Source organism: Sphingobium sp. B1D7B (assembly GCF_025961965.1).
Lineage (GTDB): Bacteria > Pseudomonadota > Alphaproteobacteria > Sphingomonadales > Sphingomonadaceae > Sphingobium.
Map to the genome: position 1 here is coordinate 3,346,449 of NZ_JAOQOR010000001.1, position 23,949 is coordinate 3,370,397.

At 64.7% G+C, this 23,949-nt stretch carries 14 protein-coding genes and 1 riboswitch; of the genes, 1 reads left to right on the forward strand and 13 read right to left on the reverse strand.

Annotated elements, in window-relative coordinates:
* Window positions 1–160 precede the first annotated feature (160 nt).
* The 4 genes from M2336_RS15690 to M2336_RS15705 form a co-directional block, all read right to left on the reverse strand.
* On the reverse strand, window positions 161–6,217 hold the full coding sequence (locus M2336_RS15690; RefSeq protein WP_264573204.1) for an autotransporter domain-containing protein: 6,057 nt from the start codon (window positions 6,215–6,217) through the stop codon (window positions 161–163).
* 191 nt (window positions 6,218–6,408) lie between these two features.
* Window positions 6,409–6,483: riboswitch (cyclic di-GMP riboswitch) on the reverse strand.
* Window positions 6,484–6,779: 296 nt separating this feature from the next.
* A complete protein-coding gene (locus tag M2336_RS15695; protein ID WP_264574897.1) occupies window positions 6,780–7,922 on the reverse strand; it encodes a pyridoxal phosphate-dependent aminotransferase in 1,143 nt (380 codons plus the stop codon).
* 261 nt (window positions 7,923–8,183) lie between these two features.
* Window positions 8,184–9,572: an MFS transporter gene (locus M2336_RS15700; RefSeq protein ID WP_264573205.1), complete on the reverse strand. Its 1,389-nt coding sequence runs from the start codon at window positions 9,570–9,572 to the stop codon at window positions 8,184–8,186.
* On the reverse strand, window positions 9,569–12,388 hold the full coding sequence (locus tag M2336_RS15705) for a TonB-dependent receptor plug domain-containing protein (RefSeq protein ID WP_264573206.1): 2,820 nt from the start codon (window positions 12,386–12,388) through the stop codon (window positions 9,569–9,571). The genes M2336_RS15700 and M2336_RS15705 overlap by 4 nt, the downstream gene beginning before the upstream one ends.
* 292 nt (window positions 12,389–12,680) lie before the next feature.
* Here M2336_RS15705 and M2336_RS15710 point away from each other — a divergent pair, with 292 nt between their 5' ends.
* Window positions 12,681–13,166, forward strand: coding sequence for a MarR family winged helix-turn-helix transcriptional regulator (locus M2336_RS15710; RefSeq protein WP_264593188.1), 486 nt, complete (start codon window positions 12,681–12,683; stop codon window positions 13,164–13,166).
* 520 nt (window positions 13,167–13,686) lie between these two features.
* Here the strand turns inward: M2336_RS15710 and M2336_RS15715 are convergent.
* From M2336_RS15715 to M2336_RS15755, 9 genes are read right to left on the reverse strand one after another with little or no spacing between them, the layout of a single operon-like run.
* Complete coding sequence (locus M2336_RS15715) at window positions 13,687–14,850, reverse strand: CaiB/BaiF CoA transferase family protein (protein ID WP_264573208.1); 1,164 nt, start codon at window positions 14,848–14,850, stop codon at window positions 13,687–13,689.
* Window positions 14,847–15,770, reverse strand: coding sequence for a hypothetical protein (locus tag M2336_RS15720; RefSeq protein ID WP_264573209.1), 924 nt, complete (start codon window positions 15,768–15,770; stop codon window positions 14,847–14,849). The genes M2336_RS15715 and M2336_RS15720 overlap by 4 nt, the downstream gene beginning before the upstream one ends.
* On the reverse strand, window positions 15,767–16,804 hold the full coding sequence (dctP, locus tag M2336_RS15725; protein ID WP_264571398.1) for a TRAP transporter substrate-binding protein DctP: 1,038 nt from the start codon (window positions 16,802–16,804) through the stop codon (window positions 15,767–15,769). Before dctP ends, M2336_RS15720 begins: the two co-directional genes overlap by 4 nt.
* Window positions 16,801–18,102: a 2-hydroxyacyl-CoA dehydratase subunit D gene (locus M2336_RS15730; protein WP_264571399.1), complete on the reverse strand. Its 1,302-nt coding sequence runs from the start codon at window positions 18,100–18,102 to the stop codon at window positions 16,801–16,803. The genes dctP and M2336_RS15730 overlap by 4 nt, the downstream gene beginning before the upstream one ends.
* The gene (locus tag M2336_RS15735) at window positions 18,099–20,183 is read right to left on the reverse strand and encodes a CaiB/BaiF CoA-transferase family protein (RefSeq protein ID WP_264573210.1); all 2,085 of its coding nucleotides are present in this window, start codon (window positions 20,181–20,183) and stop codon (window positions 18,099–18,101) included. Before M2336_RS15735 ends, M2336_RS15730 begins: the two co-directional genes overlap by 4 nt.
* The gene (locus tag M2336_RS15740; RefSeq protein WP_264593189.1) at window positions 20,180–21,064 is read right to left on the reverse strand and encodes a hypothetical protein; all 885 of its coding nucleotides are present in this window, start codon (window positions 21,062–21,064) and stop codon (window positions 20,180–20,182) included. Before M2336_RS15740 ends, M2336_RS15735 begins: the two co-directional genes overlap by 4 nt.
* 2 nt (window positions 21,065–21,066) lie before the next feature.
* Window positions 21,067–22,377: a TRAP transporter large permease gene (locus M2336_RS15745; RefSeq protein ID WP_264573212.1), complete on the reverse strand. Its 1,311-nt coding sequence runs from the start codon at window positions 22,375–22,377 to the stop codon at window positions 21,067–21,069.
* A complete protein-coding gene (locus M2336_RS15750) occupies window positions 22,374–22,826 on the reverse strand; it encodes a TRAP transporter small permease subunit (RefSeq protein WP_181560754.1) in 453 nt (150 codons plus the stop codon). Before M2336_RS15750 ends, M2336_RS15745 begins: the two co-directional genes overlap by 4 nt.
* On the reverse strand, window positions 22,823–23,938 hold the full coding sequence (locus tag M2336_RS15755; RefSeq protein ID WP_264573213.1) for a CapA family protein: 1,116 nt from the start codon (window positions 23,936–23,938) through the stop codon (window positions 22,823–22,825). The genes M2336_RS15750 and M2336_RS15755 overlap by 4 nt, the downstream gene beginning before the upstream one ends.
* Window positions 23,939–23,949 lie beyond the last annotated feature (11 nt).

Below are 23,949 nucleotides of genomic sequence, written 5' to 3' on the forward strand. Positions count from 1 at the left end.
TGTTATAAAAACCCTGCATTCTCAATATCCTTACGGCCATTTATTGGCCTCTGTTCGTGTCGTTTGAGGGGGGCTGCCTCGGTCATCGCGAGACTGCTGTGTGGAATTCGGTCAAGAGAGGCGCGGCCGCAGCCGCGCCTCCCGGAGCATCCGCCTGAGATCAGAAGCTGTAGCTAAAGCCGATCTTGACGCCGTGGTCCTTCCACTGGTCGCCGATGTTGCCCACGTAGGTGGCGCCGATGGAGCCGCCGGGCATGATATTGGCCTGCACGCCGCCCTCAAGGCGCAGGGTATCGCGCGTCGTGGGCAGTCCCGCGACCGAGAAGGCCTCGCCGGTCGAGAGGATGTTGCGGCTGGTCGCATCGACATCGCCAAAGCTGCGCAGCCAGGCCGCCGAGACGCGCGGGCTGAGCACCGTGGTGGCGCTGACCGGCACTGCCCCGCCCAGACGCAGACCCAAAGTGGTGTAGGTCACATCGCGGGTGCTGTCGGTGACGCCCAGCGCGGTCAGAGCGCTGCCCGTCTCGGTGAAGGCATCGCTCTTGAGATGGACATGGGTCACGCCGGCAAAGGGCTCGGCGGTTACCGCGCCCAGCGGGAGAGCATAGCTCACCTCACCGAACGCCGAGGCGCTCTTGGCATCATAATCGCCCGCCAGCGCATCATTGACGCCCAGGAACGCCACCTTGCGTGTCCCACTGACGTCCAGCCAGCTATAGGAAGCGCCGATCCGGGCGCGCAGGGCGCCCCAGCCACCGCCGGCATAGACCAGCGCGCTGTTGCCGTTGACGGTCGCCTCGCTGCTGCGCCCATCGACCCGCACCTTGTTCTGCTCATGCGCGAAGGCCACGCCCAGACGCCAGCCACCAAGGCCCGTATCGACACCGGTGATGAAGCCGAAGGTGCTCTGCGTCGCCTTGATCGCATTGCCATTGCTCTTGAGCGTGCTCCACGCACCGATGCCCTGGCCCCAGACCGCCGTGCTGCCATCACGCAGCGTGCGGGCCGAGGAGCCGGCACCGGCCAATGTGCGGCTGACGACATCGGCCTGCTCCATGCGGCCGATCACCATGTCGCCAAGCCGGCGGGTGCCGTCCACCATCAGCGTGCCCGTGGTCGCCCACAGCTCGCCCGAGAGCGCATCGAACGCCCGGACGGCGCCGGCTTCCTCAAGCTGCCCGGCTACCGCGCGCGACAGGCTGGCATTGTCATCGCTCGCATCCAGCGCAAGCGCCACGGCCAACTGGTTGGGCGTCACCGCCACGCTCTCGAAGCTGCGATTGTTGCGCGTCAGCACCAGCCTGACATTATTGGCGTCATAGCTCAGCTCCGGCGTCAGGAACGGCAGATCGACATCGGTGGCCGCAAACTGCCCGGTCACCCCGCCCGCGGCCGTGATGATCGTGTACTCATTGCTGAAGCGATAATTGCCTGCAGCCGCCAGCACCGAAACCGTGCCACCCTGAATGGTCGCCGTCCCGCCGACGATCAGCTTGTCGCTCTCGCCATCGGCATTGACCTCCACCTCATAGGTTGAGCCTGCCTGGAACACGACATTGCCCGCTGCGGTGAGCGTGCCGATCGAGTTGCCCGGCAGTAGCGTGCCGCCATTGCCGACCACGATATTGTTCACCTGCCCGCGACCGCCCAGGGCCGCATCGCTGCCGACCGTGATCGTGCCGCCCATCGAGCCGTTCACCCGCGTCACGATGCCCTCGAGGTTGAGCGCACCGGTGAACGAGCCAAAGCTCTCGCCGGTCAGGTTGATGCTGACGGGCGCGCTGGACGGACCGTTCAGCGCAATCGTACCGCTGCCGCTGAAGCTGCCGCCGAACAGCGTGTTGCTGCTCTGGTTGACGGTCAGCGTGCTCGTGCCCAGGCTCACCGTCCCGCCCGCGCCGCTGAGGCCCGCAACGGTCTGGTCGGTGCCGCTCAGGTCGAACTCGCCATCATCCACGACCAGATCGGTCGCGCTGTCGAGCTGCGCCAACAGCCGCACCCGGCCCGCCTGCACCACGGTCGACCCGGTATAACCATAGTCGCCCGAGAGCAGCAGCGTGCCCTCGCCCTGCTTGATCAGGCTGCCGTTGCCAGAGAGAGCGCCCGTGTAATCATAGTCTGCGACCTGATTGAAGATCAGCGTGCCGTCGTTGGTCGTGCTGGCGGTCAGCTCGCCATTGCGGACGCCATCGCCAACCTGCAACGTGCCATTGGCGTTGACGGTCACGGCACCATTGAGCTTGCCCGTGAGCAGCAGCGTCCCGGCATCAACCTTGGTCTGGCCAGCGAACGTGCTGCTATCGCCGGCCAGCACCAACCGGCCCGACCCGGCGTTCACGATCGTGCCGTGCCCAGTGATGCTGCCGCCATAGCTGGAAACATCGCTGCGGTTGAACATCAGCGTGCCGTTGGCGTGGACGTCGCCAGCCAGCGTGCCGGCCGTTCCGCCGTTACCGATCTGCAGGGTGCCATCCACCGCGATCGCGGTCGAACTGGCATTCATCGCGTTGGCCAGCACCAGCTTGCCGCCGTTCACATTAAACGCGCCGGTATAGGCGCTGCCATCGCCGGTCAGCACCGTCGTGCCCGCAAGAACATCGACCACGCCATTACCCGACAGACTGGCGGCAAGTGCATAATCTGTCCCGCTGTGGTTCAGGACCAGCTTGCCGGCCCCGGCACCGAACTGAATGCCCTGCACGGCGTTGATCACACCAGCCGCCTGGGCCGCACTGCCTGCCGCCGCGCCGATGTTCAGCGTGCCCGTGGAGCCGGCGCGATTGCCGATCTTGATCACCTGGGCACCGAGTTCTGCGCCATCGGCCAGCGTCAGGACGCCGGCTCCCTCGGCACCGATATAGAGGCCTTCCTCCGTCCGGATCGCCGAAGATGCGCCAGTCACCGTCACGCTGCCGCTCGAGGCGACATCATTGCCGATGTAGACGCGCACCGCCTCTACCTTGCCGCCGTCCGAAACCTCCAGCGTGCCGCTGCCGAACAGGCCGACATTGATGTAACCCGCCCAGTTCGTCAGGCCGTCGTTATAGGCACTCCAAGTCGAGCCGGCGCCGGTCACGATCATGCTGGCCTGCGATCCCGTGAGATTGCCGAGCGTGCCCTGCACCGCGCGCAATGTGCCGCCATTGGAGATCGAAATCGTCGACTGTGCGCCCGCCTCGTTGCCGGCAATGAATAGCCCGCTCATGTCCCAGACCGAGTTGGCACCGCTGATGTTCACAGCGCCTCTCGAGCCGCCGACCGTGCCCACATAGCCATCCGTGCTGGTGACCCGGCCGCCCTGTGCGATGTTGAGCGTTCCTTCGCCGACGTTGCCGACGTAAAGAATGCCGTCATTGGTCCAGGTGCTGCCCGCGCCGCTCACGGTAGCCGTGCCCTGACCGGTCGACTCCCAGCCAAGGATGGCGCCCTGCGAACTCGCCGAGCCGCCATTGCTGACCGTCAGCATGCCCTGGCCAGAGATGCCGACACCGATGCGACCGCTGCCGATCTCGAGCGTGGAGCCTGCCCCATCGAGGCTGACGCTGCCGACAGCGGACTGAGCCCCACCGATTCGCAGGGATTCGCCGGTGACCCGGCCGTCCGCCTCGATGGTCAGCGTACCGCCGCTGCCCTCCTGGCTCGCCACATCGATCAGGGCGGCTGCCGACAGCAGGGCGCCGTTGGAAACCGTGGCGGTGCCCGTGCCGCTGTAGCCGACCCGCATGTTGCCGGCGTAGCCGTTACGGGCGAGAACACTGTAGGTCGTGCCTTCGCCGGTCAGCGTCAGCGTTCCGCTCGAGCCGGTGTCGACACCAAGCGCGCTGGTGTAGGACGTGACTTCAGCGCCGCCGGACACCGTCACATTGCCCTGGCCAACGGTGTCGTTGCCCGTTCCGCCGATGTACAGGCTGAGGCCGTTGCGCCACACCGTGCCGGCACCGTCGACGATCATCGTCGCCGTGCCGGACCCGTTTCCGCCGATATAGCTGCCGTCAGCCTCCAGCAAACCACCGTCGGTCACCGAGATGCTGCCCTCATCCGCACTGAACCAGCCATCGGCCGAAACCCAGTCGGCCGGCAGTTCGGAATGCAGCGTACCGACACGGAGCGCCGAACCCTGACCACTGATGCTGACCGAGCCGCCCGCGCCCATGTAAATGCTGCCATTCACAGTTTCGACCGAGCCGCCATTTGTGATGGTCAGCGACCCGGAGGAATTGGGATTGCGACTGATCTCGATGAGGCTTGAGTTGATCCAACTCGCGCCGCCGTCAACGGTAACGCTCCCCGCGGTGCCATTCATGCCAATGGCCGCCGAGACAGAGTTGAGCTGCCCCGCCGCCTTGATATTGAGCGAAGCCAGCTCCGCGCCGCCCACGGTCACCGTGCTGGCGCTGAAGTCGCCCGTGAGGTCAAAGGCACCGCCGGTGACATCCAGCGCACCGTTGAAGAGAGCGCCATTGCCGGTGAAGGCGAGCGCACCTTCGCCCGCCTTGACGAACCTGCCCTGGCCGACCAACGTGCCGGCGAAGACGGTGTCGCTGCTCTGGTCGAGCACGAGCACGCCGCCATCGGTGGAGACAAGGCCAGCTTCTCCGACAGTGAGCGAGCCCAGGGTCGCCTGATAGGTGGAGCCCCCCACGCCCAGCACGCCCCCTTCAACGACATAGGCCTGACCCACACCGAATGCGTCGCTGCTGGCAGCGTTCAGCGTCCCTTCGCGGACCGTCCAGCCGGTCGTCCCTGTCCCCGTGAGCGTCCAGGTGCCGGTCCCTACCTTCACGAACTCATCGAAATCATAATATTGCGTGCCGACCAATCCGGCGTCGAATGACGCATTGATGGCGCCGCCCAGCGCCAGGGTATTGGTGCCGCTCGCGATATCCGCATCCGCGACGAGGCCGATGATGTTGGAGCCGGCATGCAACTCCAGCGTCACGTCCCCGGCGCCCATCAGAATGGCGTGGCCGAAGGAAGGCGAGGCTTCGATGGTACCGGCGTTGATGATCGTGGTCGCCGCGCTGTTGGTGACGATACCGGTTTCACCCAGGATCGACCCGGAATTGGTGATCTGGACCATGCCGCTAAGTGTGTCTGCATCGACAGCCGCGATCCCGCTCAGCGATTGCAGCGTGCCGGTGTTGCTGATGACCACATCGCCAAGCGGCGTGCGCGCCTGAACTGCGCTTCCGGTTCTGCCAGTGACAATGCCGCTGTTGGTGATGGTGATTTTACCAGAGCCGGGCGCATCCTCGTCGAAGCCGGCGACGGCGAGAATGCCGGTGGTGCCCTCCGCAATGCCTGCATTGGTGATGGTGATATTGCCGATCTGCGAGGCGCCCTGAATCGCCGGGCCGTTGGCCGAGATAGCCTCACCCTGCTCCTGATTGTCGACCACCACTTCGCCGTTCGGCGTCCAGCCGACCAGCGCCTGATTGTTCACCGAAGAAACGTAGGCGTTGTTCGTGATTTTCGCCAAACCGTTGTAATTGACGACGCGGATACCCGCCGCCTGAGCCTCCACCTGGCCAGTGTTCGTCACGGTCACCTCGACCGGGTCGGCATCGTTGAAACCGCCGTCGGCGTAAATTCCCCGCTGGGTGAAGTCTGCGGCCCCGATGGTTTGCTGGACCGTGATGGCCCCGCTATTGGTGATGTTCACCGATCCTGCGTTGGTGGTGGCAGAGATGCCATTGGTTTCCACGCCTGAGACCGTCAGCGCGGCGCCATTCTCGATCACGATGTCGCCCGCGATCTGGTTGCGAACCCAGATGCCACCGTTGCCACCCACGCTGTCAACCGTTACGTCCGGGCCCAAGGTCACCGAAATGTCGTTCCGACCCTGGATATTGGAACTGACGTTTACGCCGCCATTATCGGTGGTGCTGATCGTGGAATTGGTGATGAGCAGCGTCGACGTAATGTCGCCAGAGGCTGTATTGTCCCACGTATAATAGCTGACGCCATCGCCCGTGATACTCCACTCATCCTGTGCGCCGTTCACAATGAGGCTGGTATCGCCTCCTTCAATACGAGCCTTAACCGACGAGGGTTCGCAGAAAAACAGGGTCACATTACCCTCAGTCTGGCAAATGCCAGGCTCGGCGTGGGCGGCCGATGCGCCTGCCAACATCCCCGCAATGCCGACGCTGCTGAACAGACCGGCCTTGAGAGCCTGCCCAACGGTGCTGCGCGTTTTGATTGCCTTGCCCTGCATTACGAAATCCCCTCGTGTGGGCCCACCGCCCAGATGATGTGAAGGGCAAACCGCCATGCAGGTGCGGTTCAACGGGATTTGAGACAGGGATCGAAGCGCGACGACAGGGAGCGCAGCCTGAGGTTCAAACGAACCCCATGACCTTCTCACAGCAGGTTACACACGATATCCGAAAATGCTCTGTTTCATCCCCCGGTAGCCCCGCTACCCCATTGGGGCCGGAGGCTTTGCGTCCCGCCGTTACCGACAGTTTGCCCTTGTCGAAGGCGACGAACACCCTTGGGAACGCCCATGGGCGGAGCCGTCATCTTCAGGAGGAATGTTAACGTTAGCTGAGCGGCAGCGCAACAAAAAAGCCCGGCCTCGTCGAGATGATGCGCATGCAGAGCGGGGCCATGCAGCTGATTTGTCGTGTGAAAATCGCCGTCGTCGGTCTGGAGCGAGGCCACAACCGGCCCTGTTAAGCCGATAACCATGATTAACAGATGCGCAAGCACATCGATTGCACTGCAAACCGCTCCTCTAAAATATGGTTGGGGACCACCCGCCCGCGACGTGATCGTTACAGCCGTCGCTGGTCGGGCAACCACGCCGAAAGGCGCCGAACTGCCTCTCGCACTTCGGCTTCCGTGATCGCAAAGCTCAGCCGGATGAACCGATGGCCATTGACCGGATCATGGTCGACCCCCGGCCCCGTGGCGAGCCCAGTCTCAACGAGCAGCTTCTTGCAGAACGCCGGGCTATCATCGGTAAAGTCGCTGACATCCGCATAGATGTAGAAGGCGCCATCCGGCGGCGCGATCCGTCGCAGACCAAGCGCTGGCAGGGCCTCCAGCAGAATGTCCCGGTTACGGGCGTAAGTGGCGCGATGCGCTTCCAGTTCTGACGTGCAGTCCAGCGCCGCCAAAGCGGCATGCTGACTGATCGACGGCGCGGTCAGGAACAGGCTGCCCATATAGGCGCGGGCACGCTCGACCATGGCGCGCGGCACATAGAGCCAGCCGAGCCGCCAGCCGGGCATGCAGTAATATTTCGAAAAACTGCTGACGATCATCGCGTCGGCTGCGAATTCTCCCATCGAGCGGCAAGGCGCGCCATAGCTCAGGCCATGGTAGATTTCGTCCGAGATGATCGCGATGCCGCGCTCTGCGCAGAGCCTGGCAATCGCCTCCAGTTCAGCCGGCGCGATGATCGTTCCGGTGGGGTTGGCCGGGCTGGCGACGATCACACCCTGCGGTGCCGGATCCAGCGCCGCGAGCGCGCGCGCCGTCAGCTGAAAGCGCGCCTGCTCGCCGTATTCGATCTCGACCGGCGTCATGTTGAGCGCGCGCACCGTGTTGCGATAGGCGACATAGCCCGGCCGGGCCATGGCGATCCGATCACCCGCCTTAAACCGGGTGCTCAGCGCAAGGACCAATGCCGGCGAGGCGCCGCAGGTGAGCAGGAACTGATCCGGCTCGGCTGCCATGCCGTACCGCTCCCGATAGAGCTGGACGAGCCGCGCCTGCAGCGCAGGACTCTCCCAATAGCCCATCGGATCGATGCCGAGCGCGTCGCGCGCGGCGTCCAGCGCAGCCTGCGGCGCCCCCGTCGAGGGCTGGCCAAACTCCATATGGAGAACCGAGCGCCCCTCCGCACCCAGGTGATAGGCCAACTTGCTCAATTCTATGGCCTGAAACGGCTCGACTTCCATCAGATCATCCATCGCTCGATACAGCGCCGATAGCGGGCGGGCGCGCAGATGCCAACGATGCAACCCCACCCCGGCCGTCGTTCATCCTCGCGGCGCATCTGCCGTGAAATCAAAAAATTGCGCCAGCGTCGTCGGGCGCTTCGAAGAATGCTTTCGGCAGAAAGAAAACGGCAGGTCGTATTGTCGGCCTGCGCGTGACGCGCATTTTCAGGCAGTCTGTCAAATGGCAGCTCGCAGAAACCTGCATCACGGAAGCAGGGCCTCCGACCCCCTTCAGCGGGACGGCTCCCCGAAGCCAGAACTCCTTACAGCCTGAGCATAAGGTTTGATCGCCAGATACATGAGCGCTGCGCCGCCGGGGGCCATTACGGCGGCGAAGAACGCCATCGAATAGCGCAGCATGCTCTCGTCCTTCAGCAGGAAATCGGTCACCAGCGCAATGAGCAGGGGCCCGAGACCATTGCCGATGACACTGATGGTGAAGAGATACACAGCGCTGATCTGGGCGCGCATCTCGCTGGGCGTCACCATCTGGATCGCCGCATTCTGCGCAGGCGCGCTGGCGAGGCCGATGATCGAGGAGATCATGCCGCAGAAGAAGGCGAGCCAGGGGCTGGGCATGAGCGAGGTGGCGATCGCGAAGGGAGCGGACAGTGCTTGCGAATAGAAGCAGACCCGCGCCATCGCATCGGGATTGCCGCGCTTGCCCATATATTCCGCAAACCAGGTGCCCAGCGTCAACGCAATCGGCGTAGAGATGAGGAGCGACAGCGCCAGCAGCGGCCCGATCTGCGCCGGACCCCAGCCATAGGTGCGCTCATAAAAGGCCGCGCGCCACGTCATGAGGCCCGTCGTCTCGATCGCGCCGATGCCGATGCTGAGGAACAGTGGAAGGAACAATATGCGGTTTGACAGGAGATACGCCCCCACCTCGCGCAGTGGTACGCTGCCCTTGCCGCGGCGATTGCGGCGCACCGGCTCCCGCACGGTGAAGAGAAAGAGCAAGGCGGTTGCCAGCCCCGGCAGGGCGCAGACGAGGAAGACGAGCTGCCACTCGCGCATCTCGCCCAGAACCGGGATGTGGACCGGTCCCATCGCGGCAAAGAACGCCACCAGCAGGCCACCGGCCAACAACGCCGTGGCCTGACCGGCGCTGATGCCGAGCTGATAGACCGCGAAGGCACGCGGCAGCTTTGACCTTGGCACCATGTCCGAGATCATCGACATGGACGAGGGGCCGGCGACGGACTCCGCGCCCCCGACGACGCCGCGCGCGAAAAACAGCCCGCCGAAGCTTCTCGCCATGCCGCAGAGCGCAGTGGCCAGGCTCCACACCGTCAGGCCGGCCGTCAGGATCATCTTGCGGCTGCGCTGATCCGCGACGCGAGCCATCGGCAAGCCCACGACCATATAGGCCGACGAAAAGGCGAAGCCGATGATGAGGCTGATCTGGGTGTCGCTGAGCGCCAGGTCGCGCTTGATCGGCTGGACCAGCAGGTTGATGATGTTCCGGTCGACATTGGAGAGCATGGTCACGAACGCGATCAGCCAGATCGTGTACCAGGCGCGGGCCGGCGACGGCCAATCGTCGCCGGCTCCAGACGCGCCGGCCATTGCCGGCTGCGTCTCACCCGTGGCTTGCGTGCCGACCGGCTCGCTCATCGCTTGAGACGCACCCCGACGCGGAACGCGCGCCCGACCTGATCGAATAGCACCTGATTGGTGATACCCACCGCGCTGGGCGCAATCGGCGGGTCCTTGTCGAACAGGTTTCGAATCGCGATGAAATATTCGAAATCGCTGCGGCCGGCCTTCACGTTCCAGCCCAGCGTGAGGTCCGCATAGAAGCGGGCGGCGACGCGATTGGTGCTGATGCTGTTCGCGAGGCCGACACTGTAGCCCGCATCCTCGGGGCCGACGAACTCGACGAGGAACTTGCCCTCGGGAATGTAGCGGCCATGCGCACTCACGCTGAAAGGCCCGGCCTTGAGGGTCGCCATGCCGTCCAGCACATAGTCCGGCACGCCGGGGGTGTTGCTGGCGCGGAAGCCGGTCTGGCCGGCGCGGTCGACCGAACCGGCGCTGTCGATGATCATGAGGTCGAATGTCTTGGTCGCCAGCAGCCGCAGGTCGAGCGATGCGGCGGCCCCGATGCGGGTGCGATAGCTCGCCTCGATGTCCAGGCCCCGGGTCTTGAAGCCATTCACATTCTGCAGACGGTCGTTTATCAGCGTGACTTCGCCTGCCCCGTTCCGCGTGATCAGCGGGCAGAACTCGGTCGCGTTGTTCACCAGACAGCGCGTCGCGATGGTCGATGAGCCGATCTGCGCGATCGCGTCGTTTACGCGGATATTGTAATAATCGACCGAGAGGTTGAAGCCGCGCAGAAACGACAGGTTGCTCAGCACCACCCCGGCCGTGAAGGTATCGGCCTTCTCCGGGCGCAGCGTGTTGTTGGAACCCGAGACGATTTCGATCAGGCCCTGCTTGCTCGTCACCGGATCGGTGAAGGACGAGAAGCTGCGCGTGACCGAGCCGAACAGCTCGTTCACATTGGGCGCCCGGATATCGCGAGAGAGCGTGCCACGCAGGCGCAGGAAATCGACCGGCTCATAGACGCCGCCGAGCTTCCAGGTGGTGACCGCGCCGCTCGTGCTGTAGTCGGTGCGGCGCGCGGCGCCGTTCAGTTCCAGGCTCTTGCCCAGCGCACTATCCTTGAGGAGCGGCAGGACCGCCTCGACGAACGCTTCCTTCACCTCGACCTTGCCGTTGGAAGCAGCGAAGTTGGAGACGTAGAAGGCGCCGGTCGGCGAGAGCGGGTCCGTCGAGCCCTTCACCTCGTCGCGGCGATATTCGGCGCCAGCCGCCAGCGACAGCGGGCCGGCCCACAAGTCGACGAGATCGCCCTGCACGTCCAGCGCGGCAACCTGTTGGGTGATCTTCAGGTCGAGCATCGATGTGCCGGTGACATAGGCCAGCGCCTCCTGACTGAAGCGGCCGGCGCCGATCAGGTTGAGCGGCTGGCAGCCATTGCTCGGGTTGGTGAGCGTCGAGCGGCAGATGGGCGTGCCGCCGGGACCGGTGGTGACATCGGCCGCGAGCAGCAGGCGCGAGCGGATGAGGTTGTTGGTCGCTTCCTGATGATAGGTGCTGCGGCCATATTGATAGTAGGCGTTCCACGTCCAGCCATCGGTGATGGCGCCGGAAAGGCCGCCGACGATACGGAAGGCAGTGCTCTTGGTCGCGCCGCGGGCATTGCCGAGGTCTAGCCCGGCGCGGCCCATGTTGAACTGGGTGATGCCGTTGGCATCCATGACGTCCGTGACCGACCGCGGGAGATACGGATTGTCGCGGCGGACCGGACCGATCAGCGAGCCTGTGCTGTCGCGCAGCTGCGCGCTCACCGAGAACGCGCGGACTTCGCCATAGGATGCTTCCAGCGTGGCCTTGAGCGCGTCGCTGAATTCATACTCGGCATGGCCATAGGTGCTGAAGCGCTCAACCGGCACCTTGAGAAGCAGGCCGGCGAGGAAGGCGTTCTGGCCCTTCCCACTGCCGCCCTGCTGAAAGAGTGAACCCGCGAGCCTGCCGACCTCATAGGGCGCCGTCGTCCCATCCGGCAGAAACTGCAGGCCCTTGAGCGGGCCATTGCTGAGGATGAGGCCGCCGGGGGCTATGGTGGCGGTGTGGACATTGTTGAGAATGCTCAGCGCCGGGGCGCCCGCACCGGCCGCGCCAGCCGGGCGGCCGACGAGCGTCCACTCCTGCGCGCACAGCGAGCGGGCCTGATAGCAGTCCGCCAGGCCATCATTATCTTCATACTCCCCGCCGAACACGACGTGGCCCCGGCCACCGGCGAAGGATGTGCCGCCGGCCGCTGAGAGGAAGATCGTGCGGTCATCGCCGCGCTGCGAAATGCCCGACTGGGCCTCGGCGCGAAGGCCATCGAGCTTGTTGTTGAGGATGAAGTTCACGACGCCCGCAACCGCGTCCGAACCATAGGCCGCCGATGCACCGCCGGTCACGACGTCAACGCGATCGATGAGGATGCCGGGAATATAGTTGGTGTCGACCGTCCCGCGCGCTGTCGTCGGCACGAACCGACGGCCATTGACCAGCACCAGGGTGCGCTCGCTGCCAAGGCTGCGCAGTTCCAGCACGCGCGAGCCGACGGCATTGCCGGGAGTCGTCTGCGTCGCGGAAGGACTGGAGGTGGCCCGAAAGCTCGGCAACTGGCTCAGCACGTCGCCAATATTCGTCGCGGCAGTTGTCTCGAGTCGGTCGCGGCCAATCGCGGTGACGGGGGTCGGCGCGGTGAAGCCGCCGCGCGTGATGCGCGAGCCCGTCACGACGATCTCCTGCGAACCGGATGCGGCCTGATCCTCGGCCTGCGGTGCTGGACCGCCCTGATCCTGCGCGTGCGCAGCAGAGGCCACGCCGATCGCAGCCATCGCCAGAATGGCCGCAGAATTTCTCAAAACCCGAACTCGTTGACGAAGCGCCAGCATTGCAATCCTCTCCCCAATCTCTGCCCATATCGTTCGCTCGACCGCGCCTGTGTGGCACGGCGTAGAGCACGCATGGACATGAATTTACCGCCCTAATGTTTAGGGCGACTAGTAATTCATATCCTATCTTTTAAAGTGAAGGCAATGGGTGTTGAAGCATCAAGACCAACAAGGCAGGAGGGCGATGATGGGAAGGTCGAAAGACGCAAAGGATTTGCCGAAAATCGCGCCGTTTTCCGCAAAGGATGCGAAGGCGCGGTTCGTGCCAGGACCGCCGCCGGCCCGTGGTCAGGAACCCGGTTCGGATGCTGATTTGCGGGTGCAGATGTCTTGGTGGCTGGTCGGCACGGGCCGTGCGTGGCGCAATCTGCTGGATGAACATCTGCGCTTCGCGGGCCAGACACAGCCCCGCTGGCGGGTACTCGCCTGGGCGCGACTGCAGCCGGGGATTACCCAGACCGAACTGGCGGAACATATGTCCGTCACCAGCGCCACTTTGGTGGCCATCGTGGACGAGCTCGTCCGTCAGGGGCTGCTTGAGCGGCGTGAGAGCAGCACGGATCGCCGCGTCAAGAACCTGCACCTTACGCCAGCGGCGCATCCGATCATCGAGACGATCTCGCAGGAGGTGAGCGACATAAGGGACGCACTGCTCAGCGACGTCTCCCGCTCTGAGCTGGAGACCTGTCTCTCCGTCCTCCAGCGGGTTAGCCAGGCGATCGAGAATTATGGGCGAGGCGAGGGATAGAGCTCAGGTTGCTCCGTCGAAGACGGTCCCGGCATAGCGCCTCTGGCGAACGTCCCAACCTCTCCCCTGCACCGCAACCGCGATGCGATCAACCGCTGCCTGCTACCCATCCGCGAGGTGCGACACGACTTTGCCGTCCGATATCCATCTCGTGCGCCGATCCCCGCAGCGCCAGAACGAGATATGCACGGCTGGAAACCAGCGCAGCGAGCCCGATCAGAAATGATGTGTCTAAAGCAATTTAAGCGACACTTTTCTTGCCTTTGGCCCGGCGCATTGCGAACTTCATCCTCACGTGCCGCACGGTCGCGCATCTGCACACGCAACCGGACATCTTCTCTGTCAATCGCTTCGTCTTCGGTCTGCAATGGCGCTCTTCTTGCGATCGGACAGTCGAGCGCGTTGAGACACGGAGCGATATTATTCTGCAGTTGCTCCGTCCGCCAAGCGATCTTTGCGGCCGCGTAGTTCTTGTCGCGGTTGCTGACAGCCTTCGTGACAAGCGTGTGTCCATGGCAGCCTAGTGGCCTGGCTCCGCCCGGTGGAGCCAAGCAAGAATCTCGGCCCGATTTTCATCGAGGCGAGGCGGGACTTCGCCGACTTGAAGACCGGGTGTAAGGCGGAAGCCGGCACCGGGGTAGCGCACTGGTCCCGTAAGAGGTCCCTCGGGGATATCGAAGGATACAAGCGCATCCGGACGCGCCAGTTCGGCCGCTTCATCGACCCGGCGCACCATCCCGCAAGGGATGCCAGCTTCGCTCAATCCTGCTTCCCAGGCGGCCGCATCCCTTGTGGCGAACACCCTCTCCAGTTCCGCCTTCATGGCGTCGAAGTTGGCCCGCCGTGCTTCTGGCGTGGCGAACAGCGGATCAGTCAGCCAGTCCTCTCGTCCGGTGAACCGGGCAAGCGCGGCAAACTGGTTGGGCTGCACGACGCCGAGCGAAATCTGCCGCCCGTCCCTGGCTGTGAACAACGAAGCGGTGGGCAGGCCGCTATAGCCGGTATTGCCCATGCGGGACATCGCTTGCCCGGTCAGCAGATAGGGCGTCACGGCCGACGTCATGAAGGCCAGGCTGGCATCGAACATCGACACATCGATATAACTGCCGCCGCCGCCCTGCAGTCGCCGTACCAGTGCGGACAGGATGGCAAGTGCCGCGGTCTGGCCGGTCAGCGTATCGACAATGGGAAAACCGACGCGCACCGGCGGGTCACCCTCTTCGCCGCTCAGCATCATCATCCCGCTGGTCGCCTGCACGATATTGTCGATGGCCGGCCAGTCGCGTTGAGGACTGTCCTGCCCATAGCCGGACACCGAGCAAAAGATGATATCCGGCCGCAGTTCTCGAACTGCCTCGTAGCCAAGGCCGAGACGTGTGATGACGCCGGGCCGGAAGTTCTCCAGCATCACATCACACCGCGCCACGATCGCGTGGGCGATGTCGAGGTCGGCGGGATCCTTGAGATCCAGCATGATCGACTTCTTCCCTGCATTGGCCGCAATGAATGCAGGTGAGAGACCTTCAAAGCGCGGATCCGATCCGTAACTGCGGAAATTGTCGCCCTTGGGCGACTCGATCTTAATGACGTCGGCCCCCATCAGCCGCAACAGGTGCGACGCATAAGGCCCGGCCATCACATGGCTGAAATCGGCGATGCGGATGCCCGCAAGCGGTTGGGTCATGGTTTTTCCGGAAATTGTTTGCGAACGATCGTCCATGCGGGGTCTTTGCAAAGGCCGCAGGACGCCCCCGTGAAGAGTTGACCCGCCTTCGCGTCACGCTTGAGTTGCCAGTCGAGCCACGCCACCGCGATCCGGCCGTAGTCCCCGCCGTTCACCGCGCCGAACGTTCCGCCATGGCCCGTGTTCTTGTTGGCGTAGAAGACGGGCACATGATCAATGCGGCCCACATCGTCATTGCCGTTGGGATAGGCGATGTCGGTCGGTCCGCCCAAGATGTAGGCGACCGGTGTATGCAGCTTGCGCAGATCGTCCTTGGCGATCGAGACGCGGCTAAGGCCATTGCCTGGCCGGTTGTACACACCGCTGTTGAAGATAACGGCCGTGCGAATGCGCGGATCGGCAGCGGCGGCAAGCGCCTGCAGGCCACCGCAACTATGTCCCATCACCGCGATCTGCATGGTATCGATGTCGCGTCCGTAGGGGCTACCCTTCACCCAGTCGATTGCAGCGAGGAGCTGGTCCACTGAGGTTTCGTCCGCGGTTGCGGGTGGCGGCATGGGCGGCTCGGGTCCCCGCTCGGTCCCAGCGGTCGGTTGCGTCGATGGCTTCTCCCCTTTGGGCGCGCCATTGGCGATGACGATATAGCCATGGCTGGCGATCTCGCGCAGGAAGCCACTGGCCGACAGCCCGTCATTGCGGCAGCCACCATTACCCCACAGCACCAACGGCAGGCGTCTTTGTGGCAGCTTCGCCGGGCGATAGATGGTGTAGCCGGGCGCATCCGCTCGCCCTTCCGCAATCGCGGGCAGATCGCCTGTTCCGCCGGGAGCTCCGATGATGCCAGAAGGTATCTGGGCCGATGCGGAAGGGGCCTGCAGGATGGCAGCCAAAGCACAGAGCAGCGGCGCGACGTGCTTCATTGATTTCCTCCACACTGAATTTTGTCGCGACCCTGCACGGAAGCGCGTGCGGTGCGGAACGCCCTGAGACCATCAATGCCGAAGCGGGACAGCTCGCGGGCATTGCCCTCCGAATCGCGCAGATAGAGCGCATCAAACCGCGCCTGCTCCTGACGCGACACGCCATTGATCGTCACATGCTGGGCGCGCGCTTCTTCCAGTCCCTTTTCAAGCGCAGCATAGATCTCGCGCGCGAGCGCTGCTTCCCAGACCGCTTGCGACTCCTCGAGGATAGCCCGATCCTGCGCACTCAGCCGATTCCAGCGCTCCATCCCCATCGCCCGAGCAGGATAGGCGCCGCGTGGAATAGCGAGGTTGTTATAGTGGCGGGCGACCTCGGCGAAATGTAGCGACTTGAACGTGTCGCCAGGTGCGATGACGCCATCGATCACACCCTTCGCCATGGCCGAATAGACGTCAGCCATCGGCATGTTCACCGGATCGGCGCCGAGGGATTCGAGCACGCTCAGCAGCTCCGTCGGCGCGCGCAGACGCAGGCCGCGCAGATCGGCCAAGGAGTTCACCTGCCTGCTGGTGGTGACGACGCCGGCGAGCGATCCGCCCTGCACCGCCAGCACCTTGAGCCCTTCCAGCTCGTGGCCGATCTCGGGGTTCGCCGCCGCGATGCAACGATAGAGCGCAAGTTGGGATTCAATGCTGTCCGCACCGCCGTAGAAACCCGTCTGGATGCGGATGAGATGGGCGCCGCCGCGCGCGTAGATGGGCGTGATGAGCCCCACATCCGCGACACCGTGGCGCAGTTCCTCCATCGACATGTCGGACGAAAGCAGCGCCCCGGACCAGCTCGGCCGGATGCGGATGCGGCCGTGCGAGCGCTGCTCGACAAACGCCATCCACGCCTGATCCGCTTTGCTGAACGGATGATTGGGGCTGTAGGGCGTTGCATAAGTGAGTTCCGTTACGTCCTGCGGCACAGGCCGGGCGCAGGACGCCAGCAGCAGTAGTAGCGAAGGCAGGAACGCCCGCAGCCTCATGCAAGCCCCCGCTCGGCGAGGAAGCTGGCCACCGTCGCCACCATCCTGTCATGGTCCCAGTTCTTGGCATCCACCATGTCGGCATCAATGGTCAGCACCGGCACGCCTGCTGCCTCCAGCGACAGCGCGGTCAGCTTTGTGCCCGATTGCGAGAGGCGGTTGTCCGGCGGGAGCAACACAACGCAGGCGTCGATGCCGCAGCGCTCCGCCTCGCTGGTCATCCAGCCGTTCATCCACGGCGGCAGGTGCAGCACTTCGTTCATGGAGCAGATACGGCTGGCCAGCGCATCCATCGGCTCGCCCTGCAGCTCACGGATATATTGCGGCCCGGCGAACGGCATATACATCGACCAGACGAAGACCGCGCCGAGCCGTTCCTCCAGGGCCTGATAGAAGCCGGGGTCGTGCCACACACCCGCGCCGATCCACATGAGGCGGACCTTCTCGTTGCTGGCAGAGCCGGTGCCATTTGCGATGCGCTCCATCACCTCATCGCGGAAACGTTTGGCATGGGCGACCGCCCAATCCGATCCGCGATGCCATTGCGGGATCATCGTGTTGGGCATCTGCTCGGCGATCGACACGGGGCAAGGCCGCGCCCGGCCGATGGCCTGCGCCGCCTCCCAGATATAGCCCTCCTGCTCGTTGATCCGCTCCATCAGATAGTGGAGCTTCGCCTCGTCGAACTTTCGCCCGGTGCGGTTCTCCAGCAGGGCGATCAGATCACGCATCTCCGCGACCATCAGCGCGATACGATCGGCATCGTAGACCTGGCGCCAGTCGCCCCGGCTATGCTCGAACCAGCGCGGGTCCTTGTGCTCCCATGCCGGCGCCTCCATCGCAAAAAATTCGCTGCCTAGCGCCTGCGCCCATTGGCCGAAGACATGCTGAATGCAGTCGCAGGTCAGCCGCGCCACCAGCACAGTCGGCGTGGGCAGGCCTCCCCAAGGGGCGGTCTTAGGATCGTTCGCGAGCGTGCAGGCAAGGCCCAGCGAGCAATATTTGCAGCTATTCTCCGGATAGCCATGCCGGGCCATTACCTCAAAATACTGGTTCGAGAGCTGCTTTGCCGAAATATAGGCCGACCACCACTGGTTGGTGATGATCGGAATATCCATCACGTGGAAGATTTCGTGCGGCGTGTCGGCCTGCACGATGGCGAAAGGCTCGCCCTCATCCACGACCCGGCGCCGCAGATCCGCACCGAACTGCTTCTGATAGGCGCTGGCTGCTGCCGTGCAGGCCAGATCCTTGCGGCTGCGCTGCCCTGTTGCCCGCGTCGAGACATCCTGGCTCATTCAAAAACTCCTGCAGCGTCGAGCTGTGCGATGCGGGCCTCTGAGAGGCCGCAAATGTCGCGGGCGATGGCGTGAGCATGCTCGCCCATGCGCGGCGCGCGGAACGGCTCCAAGCGATCATGCGAAAATTTGATGGGGGTTGCGATGTGGCCGAATGCCCCAAGCAGCGGGTGGTCAAGCGTCACCAACGCGCCGCGCCCGGCAAGTTGCGGATCGTGATCGATCATGTCTTCACAATCCTGCACCACACCGCAGGCGATGCCGGCGGCCTGAAGCTCGGCCATAATGGCATGGTCGGCGCGTTGCGCGACCCACGCCGCGACGTCGCCGCCGGCAATGGCGTGGAGTCTGGCAAGCTCTGCTTCGTCCCTCAGGCTGATCGCCACCCATCGATCCTCGCCCTGCGCCTGGAAGACATCCTGAAAGAAAACAGCGGGATCCGCATTGCCCGAGCGCTGCGGGCACTCGCCGCGCCGCGCCGCCGCCAGATAGTCCCGCATCTGTTGCACGCAGATCTCGTACATCGAGGCATCGATATGACAACCAAGCCCGGTTTCGCGGCGATGCTGCAGCGCCGCCGCCACTGATCCTGCCATGACGAACGGCACGATGACGTCGCCATAGGGCACCGCGCCGGGGATGACGGGATCGCGGTCCGGATAGCCGGTGAGGAAGGTCCGTCCCGAGAGTGCGCCACCGGTCCCGTCGACACCCCATTCCTGCGCCAGCGGACCGGTCTGGCCGAACACGCTGCCCGACACCATGACGATGCCCGGGTTGCGCGCCGCCAGTGCATCATAATCGAGGCCAAGCTTCTTCATCGTGCCGGGGGAGAAATTCTCGACCACCACATCGGCCCAGTCGATCAGCGGATCGATGAGTTCACGCGCCTCCGGTTTCTTCATGTTCAGCGAGAGGCTGCGTTTGGAGCTGTTGAGATGCGCGAACCAGGGCTTGTCGTCCCAATTGCCTGGGCTGGACGCGGAAACCTGCACGTCGAGACGGGCAAGATCAGGCCGCGTGCGGCTCTCGATCTTCACGATCTCCGCGCCAAGATCACCGAGCGTCTTGGTCGTGATCGATCCGACCAGAGCCCAGGCGAAATCCAGCACCCGAACGCCCGCCAGCGGCCCCGGCCGCTCGCCGGTGTGGATGGCGGGCGCGGCAATGGCAGCGCCCTTGCGGATCGTCGCGAAGCGCTCCGGCAGGCCCGAAGGCGTATCGAAGAAGTGGCGCGCCGCCAGATGCGGATCGGCCAGCACATCGCCCGGCTCGTTCGCCACGCAGGCATTGATGCCGCGCCTCAGCCCTTCGGTCGCGATCTCATGCTTGGTGCGCGAGAGGAAGAAGGCGGCGATCGCTGCCTCCCACAGCGCCCGCGTGTCGGCCGGCAGCGTAGAGCGATTGTAGCTCAGCCAGTCCGTGCCGTGCAGCGGATTGGGGACACCGACTTCATCCATCCAGTCCGAGAGGGCCTGATTGGCGGGCGCGCCGAGCCGCCCGGTCATCAGCGAGTGGAAGCACCAGCCGTCCGCCAGCCGCCAGATGGCCCGCACGGTCGCTTTGCCATAAGCGAGCGCACCGCCCACACGCGTGAGCTTGCGCCGGTCGAACTGCCAGCACAGCACGCCGTTGAAATTGCGACTGAAGGCCACCTGCTGGATCGAGACATCGACATGTTGCCCCTTTCCGTGCGTGCCGCGCGAATAATGGGCGGCCATTGCCCCGGCCGCAGCCACCATATCCGCGTGGAAGGTGCAGGCATCCCCCGCTTCCTTCACCGGTGCCAGATCCGGCTCGCCGGTCACGCGGAGGGCACCTCCCATGGCAGAGGCCACCAGCTCGCCGCCTTTCCATTGCGACCGTGGACCACCCGAGCCGAAGCTGGTGACTGACACGTGCACGGCAGTCTCCGGGATGGCAATGCCCCCCAACCCCTCCAGCCCGATATCGTCGATGACGAACGATGCGCCCTCCACCGGACCGCCCAGCTCCGCCCCGATCGAAGCCAGGAAACGGGCCAGTGGCCGATCCGCCATGCCGCCCAGAATGGCGACGCGATGACCGGATAACGGCATCATGCAGACAGCTCCTTCAGAAATTGCGTAATCTCGCCGGCCGCGCCGTCAGTTCCGCGCCAGTCGCGCCGCGTCATGATGAGGTTGGAAATACCGGCCTGTGACAAGGCCTCACGCTGCGCGGGCAGATGCCAGATGCGCGCCTCATCCTCCTCCGCAAACCAGAGCACGACCGCCGAGGCGCCGAATGTCCGCGCCCTGTCGACCAGATCCGATGCGCGATCGAAAAAGGCGCGGCCGCTCTGCGAGCCGGCATGGAGCTGGCGCGCGATGGCGGTTATCGGATCGCCGCTCGCCTCCTCAACGGCCGCGCCCGGATCTTGCCAGGCATCCACCAGCGTCGGTCCGCATGCGGACCAGCGCGCCGCCTCGATGACGGCATGGAGACGGCGATCAGGCGGCGGCGTGCCAGCCAGCAGGCAACAACGCGCAGCCATGCCCGCCATCCCGCTGGCCGATGCGCGACGCCGGTTCGTTTCGGCGATGCCACGCTCCAGTGCGGGGGCATTCAGCCCCAGCCGATCGGCAAGCTGGCGGACAGCGGCCACCATATGCGCCGCGCTGCTCGAGCGGGCGATCCGCGCGACGTCGAAGATCAGCGGCTCGGGGCCCTTGACCTCTCCCTGTCTGCGTAGCTCGCAGATATAGTAATAGAGCCGTTGCGCAGCGTCGTCCGCTCGGGAGAAGATGACGGCATCGAAACTGTCCAGGGCCCCATCCGCCCAGTCCTGCACGATAGATCGCGCCCAGAACGGGAATTTGCTTTCCAGCCAGCGGTCGGCAGTGGGCATGGCGCGATCGACGTTCCAGGCCACCGGGCCGGAACAGGCGCCCGTCGCGGCGAGCAAGTCTTGCGGCAGATCGGGGCCGACATAAGCGATCATGGTCATTGTCCAAATACGGTGGGCAGCCACAGCACCATGGCCGGCAAGAGAATGATGAGCAGCAGGTGGATGAGATCGCTGGCAAGGAAGGGCATCACGCCCCGGAAGATGCGGCCGAGCGGCACATCCTTCGCCACGCCTTGAATCACGTAGAGGTTCATGCCGAGCGGTGGGTGGACGAAGCCGATCTCCATCGCGCGGGTGATGAAGATGCCGAACCAGATGGGCGACATGCCCACGCTCTCGACGATCGGGAGCAGGATCGGCGTGGTGAGCAGCATCAGCGCAAGGCCATCCAGCACCGATCCGAGCAGCAGCAGCAGAACCGCCACGACGAGGAGCGTGGGGATGGTGCCGAGGCCCATTTGCGTCACGCTGCTGCCTACCGCCTCGGTCAGACCGGTGACGCTGATGAAGACCGAGAAGGTGATCGCACCGATGATGACGAGGAAGATAAGCCCCGCCGTGCGCAACGTTTCCGAGAAGGCGCGGAACAGCACGTCACGGTTCAGGCGGCCACGCCAGGCGGTGATGACCAGCGCGCCAGCCGTGCCGATGGATGAGGCCTCCGAGGGACTGAACCAGCCCAGCACGATGCCGCCCAGTACCACGGCGACCAGCAGCAGCATGTCTGCGATCTTAAGCATCGCCCGGCCACGCTCGGGCCAGCTCGCACGCGCGCTGGCCGGGGCGATCGAGGGCTTCCAGCGGCAGAGCAGCCAGATGACCAGGCAGTAGAAGAGCATTTGCGAGATGCCCGGGATCAGCGTCGCGGTGAACAGCTTGCCGATCGATTGCTCGGCAATGATGCCATAAACGATCAACGCGCCGGATGGCGGCAGCATCTGGCCGAGCGTGCCGCCCGCCGCGACCGTGCCGGTCGCCAGGGCGTCGGAATAGCCGCGCTGGCGCATTTCCGGCAGGGCGACGAGGCCGATGGTCGCCGCCGTCGCCAGGCTCGATCCGTTGATCGATCCGAAGCCGGCGCACCCGCCCACCGACGCATAAGCGAGGCCGCCGCGCCGGTGACCGATCATCTTGGCCGCGGCATCGAACAGGTCGCCGCTGGCATTGGCGGAAAAGAAGAGATGCGCCATCAGCATGAAGAGCGGCAGCGTACCCAGCTCGTAGCGGGTCAGCGTCTCGACCACGACGACGCCCGCCTTGATGAGCGCCGCTTCCGGCCCCAGCACGATCATCAAGCCGCCTAAGCCGACAAGGCCGAGCGACACGCCGATCGGCAAGCCGGCCATGAGAATGGTCAACAGGATCAGCAGGCCGATAAAGCCTGTCTCGGGTGTGGCGAACATCATGAGCGGGGCCGCTCGGCGAGCTGGCGGACCAGCAGGACAATGACGACAACAAGCGAGGCATTGAGGAAGGCGCGCATCCACCGCCATGGCACGCCGACCAGTTCGCTCACTTCCTGGCTATTCCAGAGATCGGACGCGAGCCAGCAGGAGCCGGCGAGCAACCCTGCATAGAAGACGATCGAGAGCGCCGTGCAGGTGCGCTCGGCAATGTCGCGCCGAACGCCCGTCAGCCGATCGAGGATCAGATGCACGCGGGCATGGTTCCGGGCGATCGTCGCCGCCACGAGCGCCAGCGCTCCGGCGACCAGAACCGCGACCTGAACCAGCTCGATCGCGCCCTTGAGCGGCAGGCCGGTGTGCCGCCCGATCACGGCGAGCAGGTTCAACAGCGCGGCCGCGATCAGGGCGCCCCCCCCGATCCAGACCATGGCAACCCTGGCAGAATTCATGCGCCAACCTCTTCGACGCGACCGTCGGCCGCTATTGTGATGGCAGGCAGTCCCGCCTTTCGCGTGATACGCTCGACATAGGACCGGATGTCCGCCGCGCGGGCTGGCGAGGCGAGCACGGGCCGCCCCGGTGCTTCGACATCGACGGGGATGATGCCCACGTCCATCGCGCCGCCACCATGGAGACGGATGGTGCCGAGAAAGGCGTTCACCGCTTCAGGATGAAAGGGCGCGAGCGTGTAAGCCGGGTCCGGCTCGAAACCGAAGAGCTTGCGCCGCCGCTCCGCCCATTCCGCGCGGGCCGGATGATCCTGCGCCGGACTGAGCGCACTGGTGACGACGCAGCCATTGCCAAGTCCATGGAAAATCGGCTTCCCACGATAAAATTCGATACCGCGCACGATATGCGCATGGTGACCGATTACGACGTCCGCCCCCGCATCGATCGCAGCATGAGAAACCGCGCGTTCGTAAGGCGCGAGTTGCGCCGGTGTGTGAACGATACCCTTGTGGAGGGCCACGAGCACGATGTCCGCTTGCTGGCGCGCGGCCACGATATCCTCCCGCAAGGTCGCGACGGCCTCTGCGGTCAGCGTGGTGAGCGCAGCCGCCGGCGCAATCGGCGCGCCGTCTGCCGTATCGACCCGCAGAAAGGCGCAGCCGGCAGTATCCTTACCGGCCCAACTGTTTTCCGGGCCAACGCAATTATAGCTCAGCAGCGCGATCCGATGGCCACCGCGCGTCACGATCGCCGGCGCGCGAGCAGCTGCAAGCGTCAGCGCCGCGCCGGTGTGATGCACGCCTTGCGCATCGAGACTGGCCAGCGTGTCGGCAATGCCCTGGGGACCGCAATCGGCGATGTGATTGCCGGCAAGACTGAGCATCCCGAACCCTGCCTGCGCGATGGCGGCAAGATTTTCGGGCGGCGCACCGGGGGCCGGCACATCTCCCTTGAGTTCGGCGACACTCGCCGTGTGGGGCACTTCCAGATGCCCCACCGCGAGGTCGGCAGCGCGCAGGGCGGGGGCGATCCCGGCCAGCCAGTAGGCGCCATCTGGCTCATCCAGAACCAGATCGCCTGCCAGCACAATCGAGATCGCCTCCTTCCCCACGTTCGCTCCGC

Bases quoted from the DNA above. Each gene is read 5' to 3' on its own strand.
- M2336_RS15690 (WP_264573204.1), bottom strand. From the start codon at position 6,217: ATGCAGGGCAAGGCAATCAAAACGCGCAGCACCGTTGGGCAGGCTCTC.
- M2336_RS15695 (WP_264574897.1), bottom strand. From the start codon at position 7,922: ATGGATGATCTGATGGAAGTCGAGCCGTTTCAGGCCATAGAATTGAGC.
- M2336_RS15700 (WP_264573205.1), bottom strand. From the start codon at position 9,572: ATGAGCGAGCCGGTCGGCACGCAAGCCACGGGTGAGACGCAGCCGGCA.
- M2336_RS15715 (WP_264573208.1), bottom strand. From the start codon at position 14,850: ATGACCCAACCGCTTGCGGGCATCCGCATCGCCGATTTCAGCCATGTG.
- M2336_RS15720 (WP_264573209.1), bottom strand. From the start codon at position 15,770: ATGAAGCACGTCGCGCCGCTGCTCTGTGCTTTGGCTGCCATCCTGCAG.
- dctP (WP_264571398.1), bottom strand. From the start codon at position 16,804: ATGAGGCTGCGGGCGTTCCTGCCTTCGCTACTACTGCTGCTGGCGTCC.
- M2336_RS15730 (WP_264571399.1), bottom strand. From the start codon at position 18,102: ATGAGCCAGGATGTCTCGACGCGGGCAACAGGGCAGCGCAGCCGCAAG.
- M2336_RS15735 (WP_264573210.1), bottom strand. From the start codon at position 20,183: ATGATGCCGTTATCCGGTCATCGCGTCGCCATTCTGGGCGGCATGGCG.
- M2336_RS15740 (WP_264593189.1), bottom strand. From the start codon at position 21,064: ATGATCGCTTATGTCGGCCCCGATCTGCCGCAAGACTTGCTCGCCGCG.
- M2336_RS15745 (WP_264573212.1), bottom strand. From the start codon at position 22,377: ATGATGTTCGCCACACCCGAGACAGGCTTTATCGGCCTGCTGATCCTG.
- M2336_RS15750 (WP_181560754.1), bottom strand. From the start codon at position 22,826: ATGAATTCTGCCAGGGTTGCCATGGTCTGGATCGGGGGGGGCGCCCTG.